General features: G+C 46.5%; 21 protein-coding genes and 1 pseudogene. 16 read left to right on the top strand and 6 right to left on the bottom strand.

The features are described 5' to 3' along the window. The first annotated feature begins 483 nt into the window (after positions 1 to 483). Positions 484 to 1,470 (top strand): calcium-binding protein, encoded by a 987-nt coding sequence (locus QUB63_RS14220; protein WP_332945899.1) that lies wholly within the window; start codon positions 484 to 486, stop codon positions 1,468 to 1,470. 223 nt (positions 1,471 to 1,693) lie between these two features. Next, on the top strand, positions 1,694 to 3,262 hold the full coding sequence (locus tag QUB63_RS14215; RefSeq protein ID WP_332945898.1) for a hypothetical protein: 1,569 nt from the start codon (positions 1,694 to 1,696) through the stop codon (positions 3,260 to 3,262). A gap of 59 nt (positions 3,263 to 3,321) precedes the next feature. Here QUB63_RS14215 and QUB63_RS14210 read toward each other — a convergent pair whose 3' ends face one another. After that, entirely contained in the window at positions 3,322 to 3,798 is a 477-nt protein-coding gene (locus tag QUB63_RS14210) for an ankyrin repeat domain-containing protein (protein ID WP_332945897.1), read from the bottom strand. A 36-nt stretch (positions 3,799 to 3,834) separates the two neighbouring features. Here QUB63_RS14210 and QUB63_RS14205 point away from each other — a divergent pair, with 36 nt between their 5' ends. Next, entirely contained in the window at positions 3,835 to 5,133 is a 1,299-nt protein-coding gene (locus QUB63_RS14205; protein ID WP_332945896.1) for a lipid-A-disaccharide synthase, read from the top strand. Between the two features lie 347 nt (positions 5,134 to 5,480). On the opposite strand, the gene QUB63_RS14200 is transcribed toward QUB63_RS14205, so the two are convergent. Both QUB63_RS14200 and QUB63_RS14195 read right to left on the bottom strand, forming a co-directional pair. After that, positions 5,481 to 5,651 (bottom strand): YqaE/Pmp3 family membrane protein, encoded by a 171-nt coding sequence (locus QUB63_RS14200; protein WP_332945895.1) that lies wholly within the window; start codon positions 5,649 to 5,651, stop codon positions 5,481 to 5,483. Between the two features lie 39 nt (positions 5,652 to 5,690). Continuing rightward, complete coding sequence (locus QUB63_RS14195) at positions 5,691 to 6,635, bottom strand: fused MFS/spermidine synthase (protein WP_332945894.1); 945 nt, start codon at positions 6,633 to 6,635, stop codon at positions 5,691 to 5,693. Between the two features lie 64 nt (positions 6,636 to 6,699). On the opposite strand from QUB63_RS14195, the gene QUB63_RS14190 reads away from it, so the two are divergent. The 7 genes from QUB63_RS14190 to QUB63_RS14160 all read left to right on the top strand — a co-directional run bounded on the left by QUB63_RS14190 (position 6,700) and on the right by QUB63_RS14160 (position 14,407). After that, positions 6,700 to 6,966 (top strand): hypothetical protein, encoded by a 267-nt coding sequence (locus QUB63_RS14190; protein WP_332945893.1) that lies wholly within the window; start codon positions 6,700 to 6,702, stop codon positions 6,964 to 6,966. Between the two features lie 95 nt (positions 6,967 to 7,061). Beyond that, positions 7,062 to 8,084: an ABC transporter substrate-binding protein gene (locus QUB63_RS14185; protein ID WP_332945892.1), complete on the top strand. Its 1,023-nt coding sequence runs from the start codon at positions 7,062 to 7,064 to the stop codon at positions 8,082 to 8,084. 99 nt (positions 8,085 to 8,183) lie between these two features. Then, on the top strand, positions 8,184 to 10,289 hold the full coding sequence (locus QUB63_RS14180; protein ID WP_332945891.1) for an ATP-binding protein: 2,106 nt from the start codon (positions 8,184 to 8,186) through the stop codon (positions 10,287 to 10,289). 363 nt (positions 10,290 to 10,652) lie between these two features. Further along, a complete protein-coding gene (gene priA / locus QUB63_RS14175; RefSeq protein WP_332945890.1) occupies positions 10,653 to 13,238 on the top strand; it encodes a primosomal protein N' in 2,586 nt (861 codons plus the stop codon). 120 nt (positions 13,239 to 13,358) lie between these two features. Then, positions 13,359 to 13,667, top strand: a complete 309-nt coding sequence (locus QUB63_RS14170) for a type II toxin-antitoxin system HigB family toxin (RefSeq protein ID WP_332945889.1) — start codon at positions 13,359 to 13,361, stop codon at positions 13,665 to 13,667. Continuing rightward, on the top strand, positions 13,642 to 14,049 hold the full coding sequence (locus QUB63_RS14165) for a helix-turn-helix domain-containing protein (protein WP_332945888.1): 408 nt from the start codon (positions 13,642 to 13,644) through the stop codon (positions 14,047 to 14,049). The genes QUB63_RS14170 and QUB63_RS14165 overlap by 26 nt, the downstream gene beginning before the upstream one ends. 172 nt (positions 14,050 to 14,221) lie before the next feature. After that, the gene (locus tag QUB63_RS14160) at positions 14,222 to 14,407 is read left to right on the top strand and encodes a hypothetical protein (RefSeq protein WP_332945887.1); all 186 of its coding nucleotides are present in this window, start codon (positions 14,222 to 14,224) and stop codon (positions 14,405 to 14,407) included. A 227-nt stretch (positions 14,408 to 14,634) separates the two neighbouring features. Here QUB63_RS14160 and gltD read toward each other — a convergent pair whose 3' ends face one another. Beyond that, complete coding sequence (gene gltD / locus QUB63_RS14155; protein ID WP_332945886.1) at positions 14,635 to 16,119, bottom strand: glutamate synthase small subunit; 1,485 nt, start codon at positions 16,117 to 16,119, stop codon at positions 14,635 to 14,637. A 668-nt stretch (positions 16,120 to 16,787) separates the two neighbouring features. On the opposite strand from gltD, the gene QUB63_RS14150 reads away from it, so the two are divergent. The 4 genes from QUB63_RS14150 to QUB63_RS14135 all read left to right on the top strand — a co-directional run bounded on the left by QUB63_RS14150 (position 16,788) and on the right by QUB63_RS14135 (position 21,502). Then, positions 16,788 to 17,819 (top strand): sulfate/molybdate ABC transporter ATP-binding protein, encoded by a 1,032-nt coding sequence (locus tag QUB63_RS14150; protein WP_332945885.1) that lies wholly within the window; start codon positions 16,788 to 16,790, stop codon positions 17,817 to 17,819. Positions 17,820 to 17,998: 179 nt separating this feature from the next. Then, the gene (locus tag QUB63_RS14145) at positions 17,999 to 19,942 is read left to right on the top strand and encodes an ATP-binding protein (protein WP_332945884.1); all 1,944 of its coding nucleotides are present in this window, start codon (positions 17,999 to 18,001) and stop codon (positions 19,940 to 19,942) included. 156 nt (positions 19,943 to 20,098) lie between these two features. Continuing rightward, a complete protein-coding gene (gene cysE, locus QUB63_RS14140; protein WP_332945883.1) occupies positions 20,099 to 20,830 on the top strand; it encodes a serine O-acetyltransferase in 732 nt (243 codons plus the stop codon). An 87-nt stretch (positions 20,831 to 20,917) separates the two neighbouring features. Next, positions 20,918 to 21,502: a Crp/Fnr family transcriptional regulator gene (locus QUB63_RS14135; protein ID WP_332945882.1), complete on the top strand. Its 585-nt coding sequence runs from the start codon at positions 20,918 to 20,920 to the stop codon at positions 21,500 to 21,502. A 15-nt stretch (positions 21,503 to 21,517) separates the two neighbouring features. Here the strand turns inward: QUB63_RS14135 and QUB63_RS14130 are convergent. Next, positions 21,518 to 22,726: pseudogene (locus tag QUB63_RS14130) on the bottom strand (RNA-guided endonuclease InsQ/TnpB family protein); the annotation flags it as partial. Between the two features lie 364 nt (positions 22,727 to 23,090). After that, positions 23,091 to 23,324, bottom strand: coding sequence for a hypothetical protein (locus tag QUB63_RS14125; protein WP_332945881.1), 234 nt, complete (start codon positions 23,322 to 23,324; stop codon positions 23,091 to 23,093). Between the two features lie 110 nt (positions 23,325 to 23,434). Here QUB63_RS14125 and QUB63_RS14120 point away from each other — a divergent pair, with 110 nt between their 5' ends. Continuing rightward, positions 23,435 to 23,872 carry an RrF2 family transcriptional regulator gene (locus tag QUB63_RS14120; protein WP_332945880.1) on the top strand — a complete coding sequence of 146 codons (438 nt, stop codon included), beginning with the start codon at positions 23,435 to 23,437 and terminating at the stop codon, positions 23,870 to 23,872. Positions 23,873 to 23,890: 18 nt separating this feature from the next. Continuing rightward, positions 23,891 to 24,871: a cysteine synthase A gene (gene cysK, locus QUB63_RS14115; RefSeq protein WP_332945879.1), complete on the top strand. Its 981-nt coding sequence runs from the start codon at positions 23,891 to 23,893 to the stop codon at positions 24,869 to 24,871. Positions 24,872 to 24,995: the final 124 nt, after the last annotated feature.

Raw genomic sequence — 24,995 nt, 5'->3', positions numbered from 1 at the left:
TCCCATAAGCATTTTTACCAGAAAACGCTTGCCATTAGGTGATTTGAGCCTGCATATGACACAATTCGACAAATTTATTGCTATTTTTCGTTACATTATTTTATAAATTCCTTGAGCAAACACTCCCTATTATTTTTACAAAAATTTACTTGACAAAAATTTCATACTGTGTATTATATTAAAAAGTAAAAAAAAATAAACAATCAACCAATCTTTGAGAAAAAGGCTCCTGAGAAAAGTTCCCAAGTTTGTAGAACTCATTAAACAGGCGATCGAGCAATTAATTAACCGCAGAAAAGGATGAGTTCCGAATGTTAAACTTTCCGTTCGGATGAGTGCGCTATTAGAAAATTTGATATTTTTGCCGGGAACTTAAAACAGTTTCAGAAAGTCTGGATTGTGTAAGTTTGCGATCGGCGATCGAGCGCCGGTGAAATTAATTGCTCTTAATTGTCAGGCTCATCAAAACCCTAGGGGGAAAACATGGCTAACTACGCAATTTTTGACGAACAATACTACCTCTCACAATATCCTTGGGTCAAGCCGGCCATTGATGCAGGCATCATCAAATCCGGGAGAGAACACTTTGAAAAATTCGGTCAAGCCGCCGGCTTAACTAAAGTATCGCGTTATTTTGACGAAGCTACTTATCTTGCCGGCAATCCAGACATTGCACCCTTCGTCCGCACAGTCAATCCAAACGCGCCTTTTGCAACCGGTCTCGATCACTTTATCCAGTTCGGTTACGATGAAGGACAGCGCCGCACTCAAGTATCGCCTGAATACAACGAAGATTTTTATTTAGCAAACAACTCCGAGCTGCGATCGTTTATAGGCCCCAATGGACCTTTCAAATCAGGATACCAGCATTTCATTCAATTCGGGGCAAAAGAAGGTCGTTTTGGAACTTCGTTTTTTGAACCCGAATACTTAAAGAAAAACCCCGACATTGTGCCGTTTGTCAACTCTGGAGCCTTGAAAACCGGTCGGGAACACTTCTTCAATTTTGGGAAAAACGAACCCAGCCGCTCCGCAACTTTTGTCGGCAGCCGCAGCAACGATGTTATAACTGGTGTTGGTGCGGGGAATGTGGAACTGATTGGAGTAGAAGTAGGTATCGATCGCAACGGAAACCGGCAGTATGAAAGCTTTGGCACCAATGAGTTCGATGTCCTGATCGGCAGCCCGGGAGTTGATACATTCGTCCTCGGAGTTCCAGCAGCGGCCCAGAATCCCTCCGCGACAGCCCTGTATACGGGTAACGGTCAAGCTACGATTCGCAACTTCAACGCAGCAGACGATTTGATCCAACTGCAAGGAAATTCTTTAAGCGGCTACAGTCTGACTCCTGTTGGTGGCAATTTGTCAATCCAGCGTTTTGGAGATGTCCTCGGCGTGATTGAAGGAGGAGCAAACTTGAATTTGCAATTCCTAGAGTCTAAGAGTAATGGTACTTTCTTGATTGGTTAGTAATTAGTCATCAGTCATCAGTCATCAGTCATTAGTCATTGGCCATGAGTTGATACTGATGATTGATGGCTTTTGAGTTTTCCGGCGAGAGCCCTTTTGTGTCTACCAGCCAAATACAAAATGGCGCTTGATAATACTTAACTTGACATAATGAGCTAGTATAGTTACTAATATTGGTCAAGTTTAACTGACAAGTAAGCAGACTAAGCTCGAGCTAAAAATCATGGCAAACTATGACATCTTTGAGGAACAATACTATCTTTCACAGTATCCGTGGCTGAAACCAGCACTTGATGCAGGAATCATCAAATCTGGCAGAGAACACTTTGAAAAATTTGGTCAAGCTGGTGGCCTCACCGCAGTATCGCGTTACTTTGACGAACAAACCTATCTAGCTCAAAATCCAGATATTGTTCCCTCAATCCGCAACTCAAGCAATCCAAACGCGCCTTTTGCTTCTGGTTTAGACCACTTTATCCAGTTTGGTTACGATGAAGGCCGCACGCGAGTATCGCTTGACTACGACGAAGCATTTTATTTAAAACGATACCCCGTACTTGTGCCGTTTGTACAGAACGGCACTTTCAAATCAGGATTTCAGCACTTTGTCAAATTCGGAGCCAAAGAAGGTCTGTATGCGAACACCTTTTTTGAACCAGAATACTTGCTGAAAAACCCCGATGTAGCAGCAGCAGTCAAGGCGGGAGTTTTCAAAACAGGTGGGGAACACTACCGGAAATTTGGACAATTTGAGCCAGCGCGATCGGCTACATTTGTCGGGACTAAAGACACTGACATTGTAACGGGATTTGGTGTAGGAAAAGTTGAAATCACTGGCGTTCAAGTATCTTTAGATGCAGCGGGAAATAGAGTTTATGAAAAAAGTTTACCCCCTCGTAACGATCGCGATACGCTCATTGGCGGTCAAGGTAGTGATACTTTCGTTCTCGGTGTGAAGGAGGATCGATTCTACAGCTCGTATATCGTCGCCAGTGGCGCAGCTACGATTAAAAACTTTGACCCCCAAGCCGATAAGATCCGCCTAGCCGGAACGCGAGGGGGCTACAATTATCAGTTTAACGCTTCTGGAAATTTTGAGATTGATGGACTACCAAGCTCTAGGATTGTCCCAGTGATTGCTGAAGTCGAGGGTGTTGCGAATATGCCGTTTCTAGAAAATCGGGAACCCAATTTCTTGATTTTCGATCGAGTTTCTGTATTGGATAACTTTTGGGAAGCTGGATATTTAGCAAACAATCCCGATGTTGATGCGGCTGTTCAAGCAGGAAGTTTTGCTTCAGGTCTCGATCAGTATACAAAAGTTGGGCAATTTGAAACAAATCGCTCTGCAACTTTTGTCGGGACTTCTGGGAATGATGTTGTGACTGCTTTTGGCAAGGGAAAATCGACAATTATTGGAGTTGACTTTGATGGCCGTTATTTGAGCTACGGTAGCAACGAATTTGATACCTTGATTGGCAGCGAAGGTGCTGATACTTTTATTTTTGCTTATCAACTTCCGCAGTCGGTTACTAGCTTCTCCCTCAACACTGTAGAATTGTATTTAGGCCCGGGGGAGGCTCGGATTCGGGACTTCAACCCCAGTCAGGGAGATGTACTCCAGCTATCAGGTCAACTCAGTAACTATCAAATATCTCCAGTGGGTGCAGATTTAGTCATCTCAAAAGCAGGAGATAGAATTGCAATTCTTGAGGGAGGTGCTGGATTGAATTTGAAACAACTGACATTTCCTAGCACTTACCTTGCGCAGAGTCCTTTCTTGCTGGGGTAGAAAGCAATTAATAGCAACGAGAAACCCGGTTTATCCAAGCAACCGGGTTTCTTGAATAATTAAGCCCGATCGCGCGCCAGCTTCAAAACCTCAACAGCATCTTTGTGATTTTCCGAAGACGCCCAAATTAACGCAGTCCAAGTATTGTTATCCTTAGCCTTGATATTAGCACCTCGATCGATCAAAAATTCCACAACTTGAGTGCGCCCGCTACCCGCCGCACTCATCAAAGCCGTCAAACCAAAAGCAGTTTTAGCATTCACATCCGCCCCCGCCTCCAGCAAAAGCTGTACAATCTCGGTATGTCCGGCAGCAGCAGCACTCATTAACGCCGTCCACCCGTCATTATCCTGACTGTTGACATCCGCACCCGCAGCGAGCAATTTTTTGACAATTTCAGCATTGCCAGCCTCAGCCGCAGCCGTCAAAGCCGTCGCGCCTTCCTCATCTTTGGCATTGATATCTGCACGCTGTTCGATCGCACATTCTACAGCCGCAACATCACCCATCTTGACGGCATCAATTAAATCTGTCATAAATTCTCCGTTGCATCCTTTCAAATCTTAAATCCTATGACAGTCGATATTTTAATCCTCTCCAACGGGCCAGGAGAATTAGCAACTTGGGTGCGTCCCGCCGTGCAAGCATTGCGCCAGCAATTGGCAAACAGGGGCACAGAAGCGCGAATCTCGGTGGTGCTGTCCCCCTGTCCGCACGCCACGGGGAAAGAAGCACAAATCGCATCTAACTACCCAGAAGTGGACAGAGTGCAAGCACCGGAGCATTTTTTTCCATTCTTATTGTCGGGCAAAACTGCCCAAAATTGGGACTGGCACCGAAAGGGAGTTGTGTTGTTTTTAGGCGGCGACCAATTTTTTACAGTTGCGATCGGCAAAAGGCTAAAATATCGCACTGTTATTTATGCGGAATGGGATGCGCGGTGGTATCGCTGGATTGATAAGTTTGCGGCGATGAAATCTGAAGTTTTTGCTAAAGTTCCCCAAAAATATGCTAGTAAATTTGCAGTTGTCGGAGATTTGATCGCAGAAGTAGGCGATCGCAAATCAACTCATTTACCTCGTTCCCAGGAAGAGCCTGGAAACGCATATCCAGAGGCTCTGTCTCTTCCAAAAATAGAGTTAATTGGATTGTTACCGGGTTCTAAAGCGGCAAAATTAGCTTTAGGTGTACCGCTGTGTTTGGCGATCGCCCAATCGATCCACCGCATCCGCCCTCAAACGCGCTTTGTAATTCCGGTTGCGCCTACCATAGATGTGCAAACTATAGCACGTTTTGCAGACCCCGAACAAAATCCCTGCTTGCATTTATTTGCCAACGCTAGCGCCGAACTGCATTTAACAGAATCGCCGTTTTTGCAGACAGCAAATGGCTTACAAATAGAACTTTGGACTGAGACTCCTGCCTACGATTTGCTATCACAATGCAGTCTGTGTTTGACTACTGTGGGGGCGAATACTGCGGAATTGGGTTCGTTAGCTGTACCGATGATTGTGTTGATTCCGACGCAGCAATTGGATGCGATGAAGGCTTGGGATGGTTTGCCGGGATTGTTGGCAAATTTGCCGTTAGTTGGTTCTGTTTTTGCGACGGGGATTAATTGGGCAATCTTGCAGTTGGGTTCGGGAAAGCTTTATGCTTGGCCGAATATCTGGGCGCGGGAGGAGATTGTGCCGGAGTTGATCGGGCGGCTGGAACCGGATGCTGTGGCTGATTTGGCGATCGACTATTTGAGCCATCCTGATAAATTAGCACTCGTTGGCGATCGGCTGCGCAGTGTTCGCGGCGAATCTGGGGCGGCGCAGAAAATCGCTGAATTGGTTTGCCAAGAAATCGATTTTATCAGTAATTAATTGTCGTAGGGGCGGGTTCGCCAACAATATCTAACACCAACCAACAATTTAAATAAACCCGCCCCCACCCCACAGACAATATCAAATCTACCTCAAAATCAATCCCTATTTCCCTATCTACCCAAATATCGTAGGGGCCCTTTCACCAACAATATCAAACACCAACCAACAATTTACATAAACCCGCCCCACCCCACAAACAATATCAACCTGCATTATTGCATGACCATCAAAATTGATGCAGGCTGTTAGTTATTTGTTGGGTTGGGGCGGGTTTATATATCCCCGGGCTGGTGACATATATTGTTAGTGAACCCGCCCCTACAGTCAATATCTTTGGTCTCAACCTAGCCCCGATCGTGCTTGGCAATTACCCAAATAGCGTGAACAACCCCGGGAATAAATCCCAAAAATGTCAGAACCAGGTTGATCCAAAAATCACCGCCAATCCCAACAGTCAAAAATACGCCCAGAGGGGGAAGAAAAATTGCAGCGACTATGCGGATTAAATTGCCCATCTCAGTTACTCCAAACGACTTTTCTCTTTCAATTTAACTTCACTGACCGACAGAGCCTTTCCCGAAAAACTTAGGCGGTGCTGCGATCGTGTAAACTTCGGTTTCCTCGGCGATTACCCGCCGCAAGTGACCGGGAACTTGCATCAACCCCAACAGGGTAATCCCGTCGAGCATCCGCAACCCGCCGGTTGTTTTCTCCGCCAGCAATTTGTCGGTAACTTCGGGTTCTGGCCGCGTGTTTATTTCTTCGCTTGAAGCTACGGCAAAACCCCAAGGAGCTCCGTAGGTAGAAATAAAGCTGGTGCAGGATTGAACGTTGGGGAAAACCGATTTCAGGGTGTTGACAATGCGGGCGTGCATTTTCATTTCTGCCGGAGAAACTGGGCCCGCTTGCACTACAAAATATCCGTCAGGCGACATTATCTTGCGAACTTTCTCAAAATACTCCTTGGTAAACAACTGGAAAGATGGGCCTTCTTCAATGGGATCGGATAAGTCAGAAATGACGATATCCCAATCGCTGTCAGTGTTGTCTAAATAGTCCAAAGCATCGCCGATTACTACTTCGCAGCGGGGGTCGTCAAAGGCATTTTGGTGCATTTCTGGCAGGTGTTCGCGACAAGCTTCTACTACTTCGCCGTCAATGTCGATCATCACGACTTTTTCAACTGTTTTCCAGCGCAGCACTTCTCTAATTGTAGCTCCTTCGCCGCCGCCGAGAACGAGCACTTTTTTGGGCGAACCGTGAGCAATCATCGCTGGGTGCACGAGGGGTTCGTGGTACAGAAACTCGTCGCCTGTACAAGATTGCCATTTGCCGTCTAAAACTAAGCCTTTACCGTAGGTACCGGTCTGAACTACGTACATTTCCTGGTAGGCAGTTTTTTTGTAAGCGAGCACGCCGATGACGCCGTGAACGTAAATATCCCAAGGGGTAATGTACTCGCTCATCCAAAAGTCTGCACGGACTTCGCTACCTGACATCCTATACTCTCCAAATGTAAACTGCTGCGTCGATGTTGTCGCAAGTAGTAATTCTTAGCACACAATGGCGCCCTTGTGTAAGTGCGATCGACACATTGGAGTTAAATCGATCGGGAATGGTATGATTTCCTTGGTGTTTGGGAGATTGCGAACCGTCTCCAGCTTGGTAGTCGCTGCTTCACTTCGCAGTCAAACTTCGCAGCCCAACTTAATACTTGTGCGTCGGCGCGGGTTGTCTACAAAGTTGTTTGTCACAGGCAATTTGTTGCAGGCCAATTATTCACCTTCAAGCCGCTGTTACAAGTTTGCGATCGGCGTTTCTCTTGGCTAAATTGGTTAATATAGGCGGCGATCGCAACACCTTAAATTAAGTACCAGCCTCTAAGTATAATTTACTAATGAATAACCAGGAGCCTACCTAAGTATATGTTGATAAATCTTCAGATATTTGACCTCAACTTTTGGATAAAATTGAGCCGGAAACTCAAAAAAAGCTTTACGCTTGGCATTGTGGCAGTAACCCTGTGTACAGCCATATTAGCTAGTTGCACCAAAGCAGAACCCCCTTTGCGAGTCGGTGCCAATGTTTGGCCAGGCTATGAAACTCTGTACTTGGCTCGCAGTTTAGGCTACTATGATAATACCCCCATTCGATTAGTAGATTACCCTTCAGGTACAGAAGAGGTACGAGCCTATCGAAATGGAGAAATTGAAGCAGCCGGTATATCCATCGATCAAGCTTTGGTATTGGCAGCCACCAATCCCGACGTAAAAATTGTAGTTGTAATGGATTTCTCTAACGGTGGGGATGTGATTCTCGGAAAACCCGAGATTCAAAATTTGCAAGGCTTAAAAAGCCGACCTGTAGGGGTCGAATCTACTGCACTAGGAGCATTCATAATTACCCGTGCCTTAGAACAAAAAAGTATGTCACCTCAAGATATAAAAATTGTCTCTTTAGGAGTATCAGAACATGAACGAGCCTTTAAAAAGGGAAGTATAGATGCTGTTGTTACCTTTGGCTCTGCTCGGACAAAGCTGCTCGCAGCCGGCGCAAAACTACTGTTTGACAGTTCGCAAATTCCCGGTGAAATTGTCGATGTTCTGATAGTACGCGAGGAGGTAATTAACAAGCAACCCAAGGCTTTGCAGGCTTTAGTTGACGGTCGGTTTCGCGCCCTAGATTACTTGACAAAAAATCCCCAGGATGCTGCGAGTCGCATGGCTCCCCGTACAGGAGTGACTCCAGAGCAATTTTTGGAATCTTTAAAGGGGCTGAGCAGTCCCAACCTCCAAGAAAACCAAAAATTACTAGGAAAAACAGACCCCTCATGGCTGGATGGCGTCAAGCGACTGTCTCAAGTGATGTTAGAAAATAAATTGCTGCCGAAAGCTGTAGATGCCGTTCCCTTGTTGGACGAGAGGTTGGTCAAAAATGTGAAGTTGTGAACTCAAGTGTTTCTCGGAATTGTTAGAAATAAGTGTGAGTCTTGAGTTGACAAATTCTGTAGTTAAGTTTATTCAGGCTCGCTTACTTGATTCGTAACAATGAAACGATTTCCCTTTTCTCTGCGTTTATCAATTCCTTTGATTCTGCTGATTTTCGGTAGTTTATTTGGTTTATTTTCTTTTCAACGGGAGGTAGATCAGTCGGACCGCCGGCAAGAAGAACATGGAATTAGCAATTTAAAGTTTTCCGCAAATCAAATCTCAGGAATGCTGGAATATTTGTACCGCAGAGGAGATGTTGAGGAAGTGGAAATCGCAATTAGCAAGTTGGGGAGCGATCGCAATATCCGCTTGGCCTTACTTTGTGATGAAAATAACCGCATAATTTTGGCAACCCGTTACGAATTGCGGAATCGCCCGATCGGCGAAATCTCATTACCTAACTATTTGCCAGAAGAATTTTCCCAAGTTCGGGAAAAGATGTCAGGAGAAGTCAAGCTTGCTCAAAATAGAGAGAGTACCTGGGCAATTTATCCGGTTTTGTTGGGGGCTAAGCCGGGTGAAGTTCGCCCTTCGAGAGTCGGCATTCTTTTGGTAGAGTATGATATTTTGTTAGTCAAGCAGCAAGCTTATGCAGATGCTTTGCAGCGCTCGACAGAAACGAGTATTGGATTAGCTTTATTTTGCGCGATCGTCTGGTTGTTTTTCGATCAAACCTTGACAGGGCGCGCTGCGAGGTTGGTTGCAGCCAGCAATAGCTTCAGCCAAGGAAATTTGGGCGATCGCGCGCAACTGGGAGGTTCTGACGAACTTGCTCAGATTGCAGCCGCTTTTAACCACATGGGCGATCGCATTCAGTCCCATACCGAGATGCTGCAAGAAAGCGAGAAACGATTCCGAACATTGGTTTCCAATCTCCCTGGTGCCGTTTATCGATGGGTATTCGATTCGGGGTGGAAAATTGAGTTTATCAGTGATGCGATCGCAGAAATTTCGGGCTACCCCGCCACCGATTTTATGAACAATCGAGTGCGAAGTTTTAACAGCATCATCCATCCTCAAGACGCAGCAACGGTAACAAGAATTATCGCTACAAGAATATTAAAAAAACGGGATTATATCATCGAGTACCGCATCATTCGAGCGGATAGGACTGTGAGATGGGTGTCAGACAAAGGTCAAGGCATATTTAATGAAAACGGCGATCTTCTCTGGCTTGATGGAGTAATTTTTGACATTACCAAGCGCAAGCACGCTGAAGCAGAACTGCGTCAAACCTTGGAACTTAAGGATAAACTTGCTGCCACTGCCACTGCTCAAGCTCAAAAACTCAAAAAAACTCTGCAAGATTTACAGCAAACCCAGGCTCAACTAATTCAAACAGAGAAAATGTCTTCGCTGGGTCAAATGATCGCTGGTGTAGCTCACGAGATTAATAACCCAGTTAATTTTATTCACGCCAATCTTTCTCACGTTAGTAACTACAGTCACAACCTATTAAGTTTAATCGATTTGTACCAGCAGGAATATCCGAATCCCACTGCTGAAATTGCAGATTTGATTGAGGATAGCGATCTGGAGTTTCTCGGCGAGGATCTGCCGAAAATATTGTCTTCAATGAAGGTTGGTACTAACCGCATTCGTGAAATTGTACTAAGTTTGCGAAATTTCTCTCGCTTGGATGAATCTGACCTGAAACCAGTGAATATTCACGAGGGAATTGACAGCACGCTTTTGATTTTACAGAGTGTTCTCAAAGCTCAACCTAATTTTTATGAAATTGAAATTGTCAAAAATTATGGAGATTTGCCGCGAGTTGAATGTTATGCTGGACAGCTAAATCAAGTATTTATGAATATTTTGAGTAATTCCATATATGCTTTGTACCATACAGAAAAGGGGGAGTCATACAACCCTAAAAATCCCTCTCACGGGCAGATTATAATTAGTACATCTCTTCAAGAAACCGATTGGGTGAAAATCAGTATTAAGGATAATGGGCCGGGAATCAATGATGCAGTGAAAGCCAAAATTTTTGACCCTTTCTTTACGACGAAACCAGTAGGTCAAGGTACAGGTTTGGGGCTGTCAATTAGTTATCAAATTGTTGTGGAAAAACACGGCGGGAGGTTGGAGTGCACCTCCGCAGTGGGAGAAGGGACTGAATTTGCGATCGAGATTCCGATCGCCAAATCCCGCAGCTAATATAGCAGTTTTCAGTTGACTAATTTACAGATATCGGTTAGGGACACGGCGCCGTGTCCTTCATCGTGTCAACAAGCGTGTTAAACCCACAGTCCGCCAGGGGTTGAAACCCCTGGCTAATAGCGAAAGTCCTCTAAAGAGGACTCAAGAACTCATCAGTCCTATGCAAGAGGACTTTTGCTTTGAGGCAGGGGTTTAAACCCCTGCCGGACTAAAGGTTTGAGGTTAAGTTTACACGACAAAAGGCACGGCGCCGTGTCCCTACAGTATTTCATAGAATTGAAGACTGCTAGATCGAGCTAAACTGAGGGATAATAAAAACTCCCTTTGACCGCGGCTCCTCCTAGTATGATGTGCAACCCTATGTCTACTGTCACTTTTGGTTTATCAACCCCCTCAGCGGCAGAGGCCGGGGCATCCTACGGCAGCAGCGAACCGCCACAGCGCCCCACCGCGCCTGCACAGTGGATCGAGGTGTTGGTGGACTCTCCTTTCAGGGGTGCGGGGGACTCGCCTGGGGAGGAAAACAAGTTATTTACCTATCGCTTACCTGCGGAATTGAACGTGCAGCCGGGGGATATTTTGAGTGTACCCTTTGGCAGCCAACAGGTAGGGGCGATCGCGATTCGGTTCATTTCTAAACTGCCGGCAGACTTAGATCCGGCGCGGGTTAAAGATGTCGAAGATGTTGTCAGTACGGGCTTTTTTCCGCCTACTTACTGGGAATTGCTAGAACGAGTATCCGCCTATTATTGCACGCCATTAATTCAAGTAATTAGAGCCTCGCTGCCGCCCGGTTTGTTAAGCCGTTCCGTGCGCCGAATTCGCTTAATTAAAAGCGCCGTTTCTCCGAATGCCGAAACATTTCTCAATCCGGCCGCGAGTCAAATTTTGCAGTTGCTGCAAGCTCAAAAAAACGGCGATTACACTTGGAAATACCTCCAGGGGCAAGTTAAGGGAAGTTATCGGGGATTGAAAGATTTATTGAAACGCGGTTGGGTAGAAAGTTATTTAGAACCGCCCAATCCTCCCAAACCACAACTCAAACCGGCAGTGACATTAATTGCTAGTGCATTTGTCACAGATTTAACGAAGCGGCAACAAGAAGTATTGGAAGTTTTGCGGCGCGGCGGCGGTGAAATGTGGATGAACGATTTGCTGAGAATTTGCAGCGCGAGTTCTTCTGTTGTCAAAAATTTGGAACAAAAAGGTAGCGTTGTCATCGATCAAAGGGAAGTTCTCAGGGGCGATCGCGGAATTTCTCAATTACCAGATACACCAAAAACTTTAACTCATTTTCAAGCTCAAGCCTTAGCGTTTATTAACTCTTTTTCGGGATTCCGTCAAGTGCTGCTGCACGGCGTTACAGGTTCCGGGAAAACCGAAGTGTATTTGCAGGCGATCGCCCCAATCTTAGCCAGCGGCAAATCCGCCCTCGTGCTCGTCCCGGAAATCGGGCTGACACCGCAACTTACAGACAGATTCCGCGCCCGTTTCGGCGAGCAAATTTGCGTGTACCACAGCGCCCTATCCGACGGCGAACGTTACGATACATGGCGTCAGATGCTGACTGGAACACCGCAAATTGTCATCGGCACGCGATCGGCCATTTTTGCGCCTTTACCTCACCTGGGCTTAATTATCCTCGATGAAGAACACGACAGCAGCTTCAAACAAGACCAACCAGCCCCCTGCTACCACGCCCGCACCGTTGCCAAATGGCGCGCCGAATTAGAAAATTGTCCCTTAATTTTAGGTTCCGCAACGCCAGCATTAGAGACTTTTGTCGGGACGCGCCGAGATTATTACTCGTTACCAAATATCCATTATTTATCATTGCCCGATCGCATTTATTCCCGCCCGATGCCGCCCGTGGAAGTAGTCGATATGCGCCAAGAATTGCGGCAAGGGAACCGCTCGATTTTCAGCACTTCGCTGCAAAATGCGTTGGAACAATTGCAAGCAAGACAACAGCAAGGCATCCTATTTATTCACCGCAGAGGACACAGTACGTTTGTGTCTTGTCGGAGTTGCGGCTACGTGATGGAATGCCCTAACTGCGATGTTTCGCTGTCTTATCACCACGTCGGCGAAGGCACAGCAGAAATCCTGCGCTGTCACTACTGCAACCACACGGAACGACACCCTCAAAACTGCCCGGAATGCAGTTCTCCTTACTTCAAAAACTTCGGCAGCGGCACTCAGCGAGTGGAACAGGAATTAACCAGATTGTTTCCCGAATTGCGGACTATTCGGTTTGATAGCGATACTACTAGAAATAAGGGCGACCACCGCCGATTGTTAACTCAATTTGCCAACGGGGAAGCTGATATTTTACTGGGTACACAAATGCTGACGAAGGGGTTAGATTTAGCTCAAGTTACATTGGTGGGTGTTGTGTCTGCTGATGGGTTGCTGAATTTATCGGATTATCGGGCCAGCGAACGAGCTTTTCAAACATTAACTCAAGTTGCGGGCCGTGCGGGCAGAGGCGACGATCCGGGGCGGGTAATTATTCAAACTTATACTCCCGAACATCGGGTAATTCAAGCTGTGAGGCGGCACGAATATGCGGGTTTTGTGGAGACGGAATTAGCAGAAAGGGCGGCGCTGAATTATCCGCCTTCGGGGCGGTTGATTTTGTTGCGGTTGAGTAGTGCTGATGCGGCGGAGGTTGCGGTGACTGCGGTACAGTTGGCGTCTGTTTGTCGCGATTATATCGATCGATTTCCGGCGTCTGGCTGCGAGATGTTGGGGCCTGCACCGGCGGCGATTATGCGGGTTGCGAATCGCTATCGCTGGCAGATTTTGCTGAAGTTGCCTTTGGATGAGTCGCTGGATTTGTCGGATTTGATCGGGTTGCGCGATTCCCTTCGGGATAGCTTCGCTTCACGCACGCCGCGTTCTGTTAGTTTAACTATTGATGTCGATCCGTTGAATTTTGGTTGATGAGCTGTGTAATCGTAGGGTGTGTCATCTTCGACAATTGTATCAATAATCGAAAATCTCAAAGCAGACGCACCTTAAAAGCTATGATACTTATCAAGCAAGGAATAAAATAATTATCTAATGCGTGTCATCAGCCGAAAACCACTGAGAGAATTTTGGGAAAAACACCCCAATGCTGAACCAAGTCTATTAATATGGTATCAGCGTACTTCTGAGGCTGAATGGCAAAATTTTGTCGAGGTACGCCAAGTCTTTCCCTCCGCTGACTTAGTAGGTAATTTTACAGTCTTTAATATTGGTGGCAATAATTATCGGCTAATCAGTTTTATTGATTATGAATACCAAATAGTATTCGTCCGCAGTGTATTAATTCATTCAGAATACGACAAGGAGAATTGGAAAAATGACGATTGGTTTGAAAACTCCTAGTAGCGATTACATTGAGTTAATCGTAGCTTTTCCCCCGCGCCCGATTAGTTGTGAAGCTGAGTTAATTGCTACCCAAAATCGGATTAATTATATTTTGGATCGCCGAAAACTGACGCAAGATGACCGAGATTACTTAAATGTGCTGGGTATTCTTGTCTATGATTACGAACAAAAACATGAGCCAATGCCTGTGCTGAAGGGGATTAAATTGCTCAAGGCTTTGATGGTTGAAGCTGAGCTTTCAGAAAAAGACTTGGTGGATATTTTTTATACTGAGTCTCTGGTGGCTGAGGTGTTGAATGGTAACAGGGAACTGACGGTGAGTCAAATTCAGAAATTAGCTGAGTTTTTTCACCTATCGCCTGCGGCATTTCTCGATTAAAATTAATCGGATTCCCACTCTCGATCGATTTTTTCTAAGTCTTTCGCAGCTCCCAATTGTTGAAAGATTTGATGGGCACTGTTGTAATATTGTTGGGCGAGTTCTGGATTGTTACGTTTGCGTTCAAGTTGCAGAGGCAGTTGGTTCGATCGCGATCGGGTATATTGACAGCATGGCTGGTACTATTTTAACCGTTGCCTCAGTAGGTTTGCACTTGCAGTTCGATCGCCAATCGCAACAAAGTTGCCCCTACGAGCAAATTATCAAGGGTAACAAAGTGCAGCAGCGATTTCCCCACTGTCAAGAATGCCCTTTACTCAAAATGTTAAATCTCAAAAAAGGCAATGAAGAGCATTAGTGTCAACAATCTACTAAAACCTTTGTTTGATAAATCTCGTTTTTACCCGAGTCTCGATCCCCCTCGCATCCCCCTGGTTGTAGGGGGACTTTGAACACTCCAGTCCCCCCCTAAGAAGGGGAGTAGGGGTCGACTTTGAACACTCCAGTCCCCCCCTTCTTAAGGGGGGCTAGGGGGGATCTGCGGGTCTAATAGTGAAACAGTAGACTACCGGCCAAATCAATCAACTAAGGCAAATCGGTTTCACCCATCAAATAAAGGTCGCACTCCCGGGCCACGCCGCGCCCTTCATTAATCGCCCAAACCACCAAACTTTGTCCCCGGCGACAGTCCCCTGCCGCGAAAACTCCCGGAATGCTGGTTGTATATTTTTCGTGCTCGGCTTTCACGTTGCTGCGGGCGTCGCGTTCCAATCCCAGCGCATCCAGCAAGGGCTGTTCCGGGCCGAGGAAGCCCATCGCTAGCAACACAAGCTGTGCGGGCAACACTTTTTCCGTGCCCGGGATGTGTTTCGGAATAAACTGTCCTTTCTCGTTTTTCGCCCACTCCACCTCAACGGTGTGCACGGCTTTGACATTGCCGTTTTCGTCGCCCTCGAACGAAGTGGCGGTGGTGAGATAGCCGCGGGGGTCGTCGCCGAATTTGGCTGCGGCTTCTTCTTGGCCGTAGTCGAGACGGTAGACTTTCGGCCATTCCGGCCAGGGATTGTTGGCGGCGCGTTCCGAGGGCGGTTTGGGCAGGATTTCTAGCTGTACCAGGCTTTTGCAGCCGTGGCGGATGGAGGTGCCCACGCAGTCGGTGCCGGTGTCGCCGCCGCCGATGATCGCGATATCTTTGCCTTCGGCGGAGATGAAGTTATCGTTGGTGCTCTTGTCGAGAACTGCTTTGGTGTTGGCTGTCAGGAAGTCCATTGCGAAGTGGATGCCTTTTAATTCCCGGCCGGGGATGCCCAAGTCGCGAGGTTTGGTGGCGCCGGTACAGAGCACAACGGAGTCGTATTCTTTTAGCAGTTGTTCTGCTGGTAAGTCTTTGCCGACTTCGGTGTTGCAGACGAATGTCACGCCTTCGTCTTCGAGGACTTTCAGGCGGCGCATCACGACTTGTTCTTTGTCTAGCTTCATGTTGGGGATGCCATACATTAGCAGGCCGCCCGGTCGATCGGCTCTTTCGTATACAGTTACCCAATGACCGGCTTTATTTAGTTGCGCCGCAGCCGACAAACCTGCGGGCCCGGAACCGATGACGGCGATTTTTTTGCCGGTGCGTTTGGCTGGCGGTTCGGCGGTAATCCAGCCTTCATCCCAGCCTTTGTCGATAATCGAGGCTTCGATGTTTTTAATCGTGACCGGCGGGTTGTTGATGCCGAGCACGCAAGCACCTTCGCAGGGCGCGGGACAGACGCGGCCGGTGAATTCGGGGAAGTTGTTCGTTTTGTGGAGTCTGTCTAGGGCTTCTTTCCACAGTCCGCGATATACTAAGTCGTTCCATTCGGGGATGAGGTTGTTAATCGGGCAGCCGCTTGCCATGCCGCTGATGATGGTGCCGGTGTGGCAAAATGGAATGCCGCAGTCCATGCAGCGCGCGCCTTGGCTGCGGAGTTTGTCCTCATCCATCGGCAGGTGAAATTCGTCCCAGTTGTGGACTCTCTCGACTGGTGAGAGTTCTGAGGGCAATTCGCGGAGGAATTCGATAAAGCCTGTTGGTTTTCCCATAGCGGTGTTCTGGTTAGAATTTACTATTCTGGTAGTTTGTCAAAGCTGAAGCTGGCTGGCTTCTGAACTAACTATTGTCATATAAATTGTGGGCGATCGCAGTTCAGATTGAGCAATTCGTACCTGAAATCTTCAATATCGCCGGGACTGGCGAATTGTCGGGAGTCGGGGAAGGGTCAGGCTAGCAGACTACCGCAAAACAGCCATTGCTGCTAAGCTGTTGGGCATTTTACCTGCATACTGCGGGCGGGGACATTTAATTTTTCCCTAATTGACTGACGATCGCATTTATCGCCTTTACCAGAAAGAATTGGTTTAAAGCCCCAGCCCCGAGATCCCTTGAGAAATTAAAATCCGACTATTCATTACTCCAATCCTCGGACTTCCAGGTAGAGGTCGCCCTCTTGCGGTCAACTGTCACAGGTCAACTGTCACAGGTCAACTGTCACAGGTCAACTGAACGATACAGCCACATCTGGAAACGCTCACGGGTTAACTCGGACGGTCCGCCAGCGTCAACTTTGAAGCGCAGTCCCCATCAGGAGGGCTAGAAATACGATACAAAAAGTTACAGGTGTTGCAAAATATTTTTTTCAGGATATACTACTGTAAATCTGTCTGGTATTCGGAGTTAACATCCTCAACTCCTAAAATAGGTAAATAAACTCATGAGCATTACAGTTCAGAACGTATCGAAACACTTCGGCTCCTTCCACGCCATTGACAACGTGAATTTGGAAATTAAAAGGGGTTCTTTAGTCGCGCTGTTGGGGCCTTCCGGTTCCGGGAAATCGACTCTGCTGAGGATGATCGCGGGGCTAGAACCGCCGGACAGCGGTCAGATTTACCTGATCGGTGAAGATGCTACTCATCAGTCGGTGCAGGAACGGCATATCGGTTTTGTGTTTCAGCACTACGCTTTGTTCAAACACATGAGTATTCGGAAAAATATTGCTTTTGCGATGGAAATTCGCAAAGTTCCTAAAGGCTCTATTAGCAGGCGGGTTGAGGAACTTTTGGATTTAGTGCAGTTGAACGGTTTGGGCGACAGATACCCTTCGCAACTTTCCGGGGGCCAGCGGCAGCGGGTTGCTTTGGCCAGAGCTCTAGCAGTTCAACCGAAAGTGCTGCTGCTAGACGAACCTTTTGGAGCATTAGATGCTAAAGTCCGTAAAGAATTGCGATCGTGGCTGCACAACCTTCACAAAGAAGTTAATATCACCACAGTTTTTGTGACTCACGACCAAGAAGAAGCTATGGAAGTAGCCGACGAAATTGTAGTGATGAACAAAGGTAGAGTCGAACAAGTCGGCACTCCTGCGGAAATTTACGACAAACCGGCAACAGCTTTTGTGATGAGTTTTATTGGGCCGGTCAATGTGCTGTCGAATGCTGCGGGTTTGTTCGCCAGCAACCCCACAACGCCTCGCCATAATGGAGCCGCTCATTCGGAAGTAGTGTTTTTGCGCCCCCACGACGTGGAAATTAAAACTAAGCCGGAGTCTGGTTTTTCATTAGCAAAAGTCAGCCGCATCATTCATTTAGGGCGGGAAATACAAACCGAGTTAGTGTTAGAATCCGAGCAGGTAGTAACAGCTTACGTGAGTCGCGAGCGATTCGATTCTCTACAGTTAACGCGAGATCAGCACGTTTACGTCAAGCCCAAACACGCGATGACTTTTCCTGCTTATTCAATTTAAATCAGCGGCTGCATCTTACTCAAAATACTATCGGGGAGCTTTTACAAAATACTGCTGCCACATCGTTACCAGGCTCGTGCCTGGTAATGCTGTCTCGTGGCTCCAAACCGGAGGTGGTTCCTCCTGAAATTCATTCCCAGGCTGTGACTGGGAACGAGAAAAAAAGGTCAGCGAAGAATATGAATGCTAACAAATTGTTCAATTTAGCAACTAGGACTTTACTTGCTTATCGCCGTTACATCCAGGCAGCATTAACACTTGGTGCAGGATTTGGACTGTCTGCGATCGCCTCTTCAGTTGCGTACAATTGGGAATACAAATCCATGCAAGCCGAACTGCAAGACCGGCTGGACAAAATAGCTACAGACATTCAGAGAGATGTTAGCGGCAATTTAGAAATAATTCGTGCTGCTGGAGCATTTTACAGCGTATTTGACGGCGTTAAAAAACCAGAAATGAATACATTTGTTGGTTCTGCCCTGTACCGCCATCCGAGCCTGAAGGCGATCGCTTGGCTGCCCCGTGTTTCTGACTCTCCGCAATTCCTGACTGATGAAATAGATTTAGGTTTAGATTTAACCGCCAATCGGCTAGCGTTAGAAAAAGCCGCCAAAAGACAAGAAATTATTGCGACTGACCGTCAAAAATGGTCTTCACAAAATCAACCAACCGTCTTCGTATTTCTGCCAATTTTTAGTCAAGTTTCTGCTGGCGATACCGCAGAAGTGCCGCCGGATTCACCGGCTCCGTCACCCGAAAATTTGAAAGGTTTTGCTTTCGGAGTTTTGCTCGTTGATGCTATTGTTAAGTCGGCCTTACAGGAAACTAAACTCAACTTTGTTAACGTTTATCTTCAAGATGCTATGGCTCCTGAAGCAGAAAGATTTCTAGCTTTTTACGAAGCAAAGACTAAAAGGATAGTCACCGACGAAAACATTAAAAATCAACTCCAAGTTGGGGAAAGAGCTTACTGCCCGGATGGCAGCAGTTGCACCCGCATTCTCAATATTGAAAATCGCAGGTGGTTGCTGCAACTGCGGCTAACGCCAGAGTACATTAATCCTCTAAGATTTTGGCGTTCTTTGACTGTTTTAATTTTTGGGACAATCTTAACTTTGGCGGCGACACTTTATCTAATCAGCTTGTGGAATTATACCGCTCTCATTGAAAAAATAGCAGCAGAACGCACGGCTAAATCTCAACGGCTAGAACAAACTTTGCAAGAGTTGCAGCAAACTCAAAGTCAACTGATTCAGCAGGAAAAAATGTCTAGTTTGGGTTTATTAGTTGCTGGTGTCGCCCACGAAGTTAACAATCCTATTAGTTTTATTTACGGCAACATCCACCACGCCAGCAAATATACTAACGATTTGTTGGAGTTGGTAGAACTCTACCAGAAACACTATTTATCCCCTCCGTCGGAAATTTCAGAGCATTTAGAAAATATTGACTTGGACTTTCTGTGCGAAGATCTGCCGCAACTGCTGTCCTCGATGAAAATAGGAGCCGATCGCATTGTTCAAATTGTCAAATCTTTGCGGAATTTCTCTCGCTTGGACGAAAGCGAAATGAAACCTGTCAACATCCATGAAGGCATTGACAGCACTCTGCTAATTCTGCAAAGTCGCCTGAAAGCTACAGCCGATCGCCCGCAGATCGAGATTGTTAAAAACTACAGCAATTTACCTTTAGTAGAGTGCTATGCCGGACAATTAAATCAGGTGTTTATGAATATTCTGGCTAATGCGATCGACGCCCTTGAGAGTTACAGCCTCGATCGCGGGCCCAAAGCAGCGGAAGCCAATCCGATCGCGATCGCCATAACCACAGAATATTCAAGTCCCGACAAAATAATTGTGCGGATATCTGACAACGGCCCCGGTATGCCAGAAAATGTCAAAAAACTGCTGTTTGACCCGTTCTTTACGACTAAACCTGCCGGAAAAGGGACAGGATTGGGACTGTCAATCAGCTATAAAATTGTCGTAGAAAAGCACAAGGGTGCGCTGCGCTGCGATTCGACACCGGGATTGGGGACGGAATTCTCGATCGAGATTCCGCTGCGGCAAGAAGTCAGACAAGCTGTACCGTTTGTTTCGCGGAAAATATCGGAGGCAGCTTAGAAGGGGCTGGGGAAGGAAAAATTTTTTTTCATTAACTACTGTAATTCGGTCGATTTACAGTATTATATGTAATAATGCCACAACCACTACTGCATAAAGCAGCTTAAACCGTCCGCACTGCCGATACTGTATAACCCAAACACGGCGAGAGTAAATATGTTCAGTGACTTGCAAATTATTTACGAACGCGACCCGGCGGCGCGCAACTGGCTGGAAGTATTATTTTGCTATCCCGGACTGCAAGCACTTTTTTTGCACCGGATAGCACACTGGCTTTATTCCGCTGGCCTGCCGTTTGTACCGCGCTTGATTTCCCAACTGAGCCGCTTTTTAACAGGTATTGAGATCCACCCAGGTGCAAAAATTGGTAGGGGGGTGTTTATCGACCACGGCATGGGGGTGGTAATTGGCGAAACTGCGATCGTTGGAGATTATGCTGTAATTTATCAAGGAGCGACCCTTGGCGGCACGGGTAAAGAAATAGGAAAACGGCATCCAACGCTGGGAGAAAATGTAGTGGTAGGAGCCGGTGCTAAGGTTTTAGGCAATATTCAAATTGGCAATAATGTTCGGATTGGTGCGGGTTCGGTAGTGCTGCGGGATGTCCCTAGCGATTGCACAGTTGTGGGAATTCCCGGCCGCATCATCCCTCGGAAAAAGCAGGTGGAAGATGCTCAAAATTCTCAAGACCTACCGGATTTGGAAGCTCAAGCAATCCGAGCTTTGTTCGATCGCATTAAGGATTTAGAAGAGCAGGTTGCTTTTTTGAAATCTCAATTATCTCCGCTCAAAACAACTCAATCAGAGCCAGCAGAGGTCGAAAAACATGAATTATTTATGTCTTCTAATTTATTTATTACACAGTTTTTAGACGGTGCAGGAATCTAGTAAAGGTTTAATTTATATAGATTTTTGCTAGCAGCACTATCCTGCTGCAATTGTACAAACTAACTTTGATTCGTTCAGTAACTGGCTATGACTATTGTTTCTGTTTCCACTAAAATTTTTGATGAAACGAGCCGACATATATTTTCTCGTCGCTCGCACTTGCCCAACAGAAGCAATGCTCTGTGGCGAATTGAAACTGGAGTAGTGCGAACTGTAACGTGGCTTGAAGATGGCACAATTATCACCTTGGGATTGTGGGGGCCTGGTGATACGATCGGCAAACCGATATCAAAATGCGATCCTTTTCAAATTGAATGCCTCACTAAAGTCGAGGCAATTTTACTATGTGGCGATCGCTGGCTAAATAGAGATATTCTGCTCAATCACATTCAGCAGGCTGAAGAGTTTATGGTAATGCGAGGTTACAAAAGAGTTGATTTTATGCTCTATCAACTATTAACTTGGCTGGCTAAGAGGTTTGGTTCTGAGGTAGAGCAAGGACATCTGATCGATATGATTTTAACGCATCAGGACATTGCAGAAATCATCGGTACAAGTCGCGTAACTGTAACTCGCACCCTCGGTCATTTTGAGCAGCAAGGCTTGATCGATCGTCTGCCGCTCCACCGGATTATTCTGCAGCCTTCTGAGGTGTGGCACTACGAAATTTGACACTCCCCTGCCGTGCATGCGAGGGGATTCTTGATTCGCAGAATCGACTTGCCGATGCAGAATTACTTCAACATCGGTAGCGGTCAATTCTCCACAAGCGTTCGGATCTAAAATCCAAGTTCCGGTGTGCCCCACCGTACTCAATCCCCGACTTAGAATATTTTTAGCGGCATTCCAATCACGATCTAATACGCATCCACACCGACAAGCATGGGTTCGCGTTGATAGAGTTTTCTTAACAATTGTTCCGCAGTTAGAGCATTCTTGACTTGTTCCATTGGCTGGCACGGCAATCGTAATTCTTCCGAATACTTTGCCGAAATATTCCAACCACACTCGGAACATATACCAAGATGCGTCGTTAATCGATTTCGCTAGACAGTGATTCTTCACCATATTTTTAATCCTCAAATCTTCGTAGGCTACACAGTCGCTAGACTGGATCACGCATCTTGCCAATTTCACGGCAAAATCTTTACGTTGCCTACTTATTTTGAGGTGGCGCTTTCCTAAAATCACTCTAGCCTTTTTTCTATTTTGCGAACCCTTGACTCGTTTGGCAACTCGTCTTTGGGCTTTTTTTAACCTGCGCTCGGACTTGCCCAGAAATCGCGGATTTTCGACTGCAACACCATTGGAATCTGTGTAGAACTCTTTTAGTCCCACGTCTAATCCAATGGCGTTGCCAGTAATTTCAATCTTCTCAGAGCGGTCAACTTGAATGCAGAACTGGACGTAATATCCGTCTGCTCGCTAACCCGAGCGCACTCGCTTGATTTGACTGCGTTGGTAGAAATGCAAGTCGCGCGTTCCTTTTAATTTGAGTTTCCCGATTCCTTTCTTATCGGTAAAAGTAATAGATTTCCGGTCATCTGCCAGACGCCAGCCAGTAGTCTTGTATTCGACCGAGCGGTTGTCTTTCTGGAATTGCGGAAATCCTTTTTTTCCTGGGACTTTCTTTTTACAGTTGTCATAGAATCGGGAGATCGCCGACCACGCTCTTTCTGAGCTAGATTGGCGAGCCATGCTGTTTAAGTCATCGCAAAACGGGAATTCTTTAGCTAGAACAGCGCTGTACTTGTTTAAGCCGTATTTATCGACTTTTGTGTTTTCCATCCAAAAGCGCAATGCTTTGTTGCGGATGAACTGCACCGTTCTAATTGCTTCGTCTACAGCGTCAAATTGCTGTTTTTTACCGAATGCTTTGAACTCAAAAACTAGCATGACTTCGACCTCATCACGATATCTTTATGCTAGCGGGGCTGGCTTAATATTGCCGAATTATTCACAAAAATATACAAACACAAGTACGGGCGTATCCCTAAATTCAGAGAAAGCCGTCCTAAAAGGACGGGGTTTTAAACCCAGTTTTGTGAGAATTTGCATTTATTAAATTTTCTCCTCCACTGGTCAATAAGTTCAAAAGCAAGGGTGACGATCGCACTTGCTTTTTTCTTTGTGTTGATTTCTTCCTTCTCACTGCCAACAGATGCGATATCTCGCACGTGTTGACTGCCGCCAAGTAGGTGAGTATGAATAAACTTAACGATGACACAGCATATATCCGCCTACCTACTTAGCACTTACTTTAAGGCGGCGGTATTGCTTGTAAAATACTCGATCGCTCCAACATTTGAGACTTTCGTTCTCTACCCGCTTCTGGGTGTTCCCAAGACGGTGCAAAGGGTGGAACCAAGAAGGGGCAAGCTTTCCACCCACCCTGTACCCCCACGCCGAGCATCAGGCAGTTTCCGCCCCTGTGCCCGTGCTGCTCGTAAAACCGACAGTGCCGACAGCTTAAACCTACATTTACGTTGCTCACGGGATTTCTCCAACCGTTTTTGTAATAAAAATATACTAACACCTGTACACCTACCGGAATTGTGTACTATGATATAATGTACAATTTAAACTCGATCGCCAGTGGGGAATGTGGAACTATCTTCTAGAGTAGAATATGCCCTGTTAGCGCTCTTGGAACTGGCGAGCCACCACCCGAAGGATTCGCCCCTAACAGTAAACGAACTTACTGCTTCTGGTGAGATACCGGAACGCTATTTAGACCAAATTCTTGCCGTGCTGCGGCGTGCAAGTATTGTCCAGAGTCTGCGGGGTGCTAAAGGCGGTTATTTGCTAGCGAAAGAGCCTTGGCAGATTACTTTGCTAGAGGTGTTTTCGACTCTCGAAGGATCCGGCAGCGGCCAGACCCAAAAAGTTTCGGAATCTGTAACAATAGAAAAAACTGCGGTGCTAGAAATCTGGCAGGAAGCTCAACAGGCATCTTTGGCGGTTTTGGGCAAATACACATTACAAGATTTGTGCGAACAGCGGGATGTTCGCAAACAAGCAAATCCCATGTACTACATTTAAAGGGAGAGAAATTAAGCCATGAGAATTGCTAAGGATGTTACAGGAATAATTGGCAGAACTCCTTTAGTTCAGCTCAATAAAATTCCTCAAGCTGAGGGAGTGGTTGCTACAATTGTAGCGAAATTGGAAGGGATGAATCCGGCGGCTTCGGTGAAAGATCGCATTGGGGCGAGCATGATTCAGGCGGCAGAAGATGCGGGGTTAATTCAACCGGGAAAAACTGTTTTAGTTGAACCGACTTCGGGAAATACTGGAATTGCTTTGGCAATGATCGCGGCGGCGAAAGGCTACAGTCTGATTTTAACAATGCCGGATACGATGAGTTTAGAGCGCCGATCGATGCTGAAAGCTTACGGAGCTCGGTTGGAATTAACTCCGGGACATGAAGGGATGTTAAGCGCGATCGCCCGTGCGGAAGAAATTGTAGAAGAAACCCCCGATGCTTTCATGCTGCAACAGTTTCGCAACCCCGCTAATCCAAAAATTCACCGGGAAACAACGGCCGAAGAAATTTGGGAAGATACAGAAGGTAAAGTAGATTTTTTAGTTGCTGGAGTTGGCACCGGCGGTACGATTACTGGAGTTGCTGAGGTAATTAAACAGCGGAAATCGAGTTTTAGGACGATCGCAGTTGAACCAGCCACCAGCCCCGTGCTTTCTGGAGGCAAATCTGGTGCTCACAAAATTCAAGGGATTGGCGCAGGATTCATCCCGGAAGTGTTGAAACCAGAGTTAATTGATGAGGTGATCGCAGTTAGCGACGCAGATGCGATCGCCTACAGTCGCCGACTAGCCAGAGAAGAAGGATTGTTGTCAGGAATTTCTGCAGGCGCCGCTTTGTGTGCCGCAATTCAAGTCGGCAAGCGGCCGGAAAATGCTGGAAAATTGATAGTTTTTGTGCAGCCTTCTTATGGCGAACGCTACCTCAGTACAGTCTTGTTCAAAGATTTAGAATTGCCTACCGTCGGCGAACTTGAAGCATTAGTCAGCAATTATTAATACGTAGTAGGGGCGATCGTCATTACTGCGACATTGCTATCAGCTTAACCCGAAAGACCGCCAGGGAATTAATTCCCTGGCGGACTGCACCGAAAGCGCATATTTGTTGACAGCAATACTCCTG

Source organism: Microcoleus sp. ARI1-B5 (assembly GCF_036705795.1).
In the GTDB taxonomy this organism is placed as follows: Bacteria; Cyanobacteriota; Cyanobacteriia; order Cyanobacteriales; family Microcoleaceae; genus Microcoleus.
This window is presented reverse-complemented; position numbering and strand designations above follow the sequence as displayed.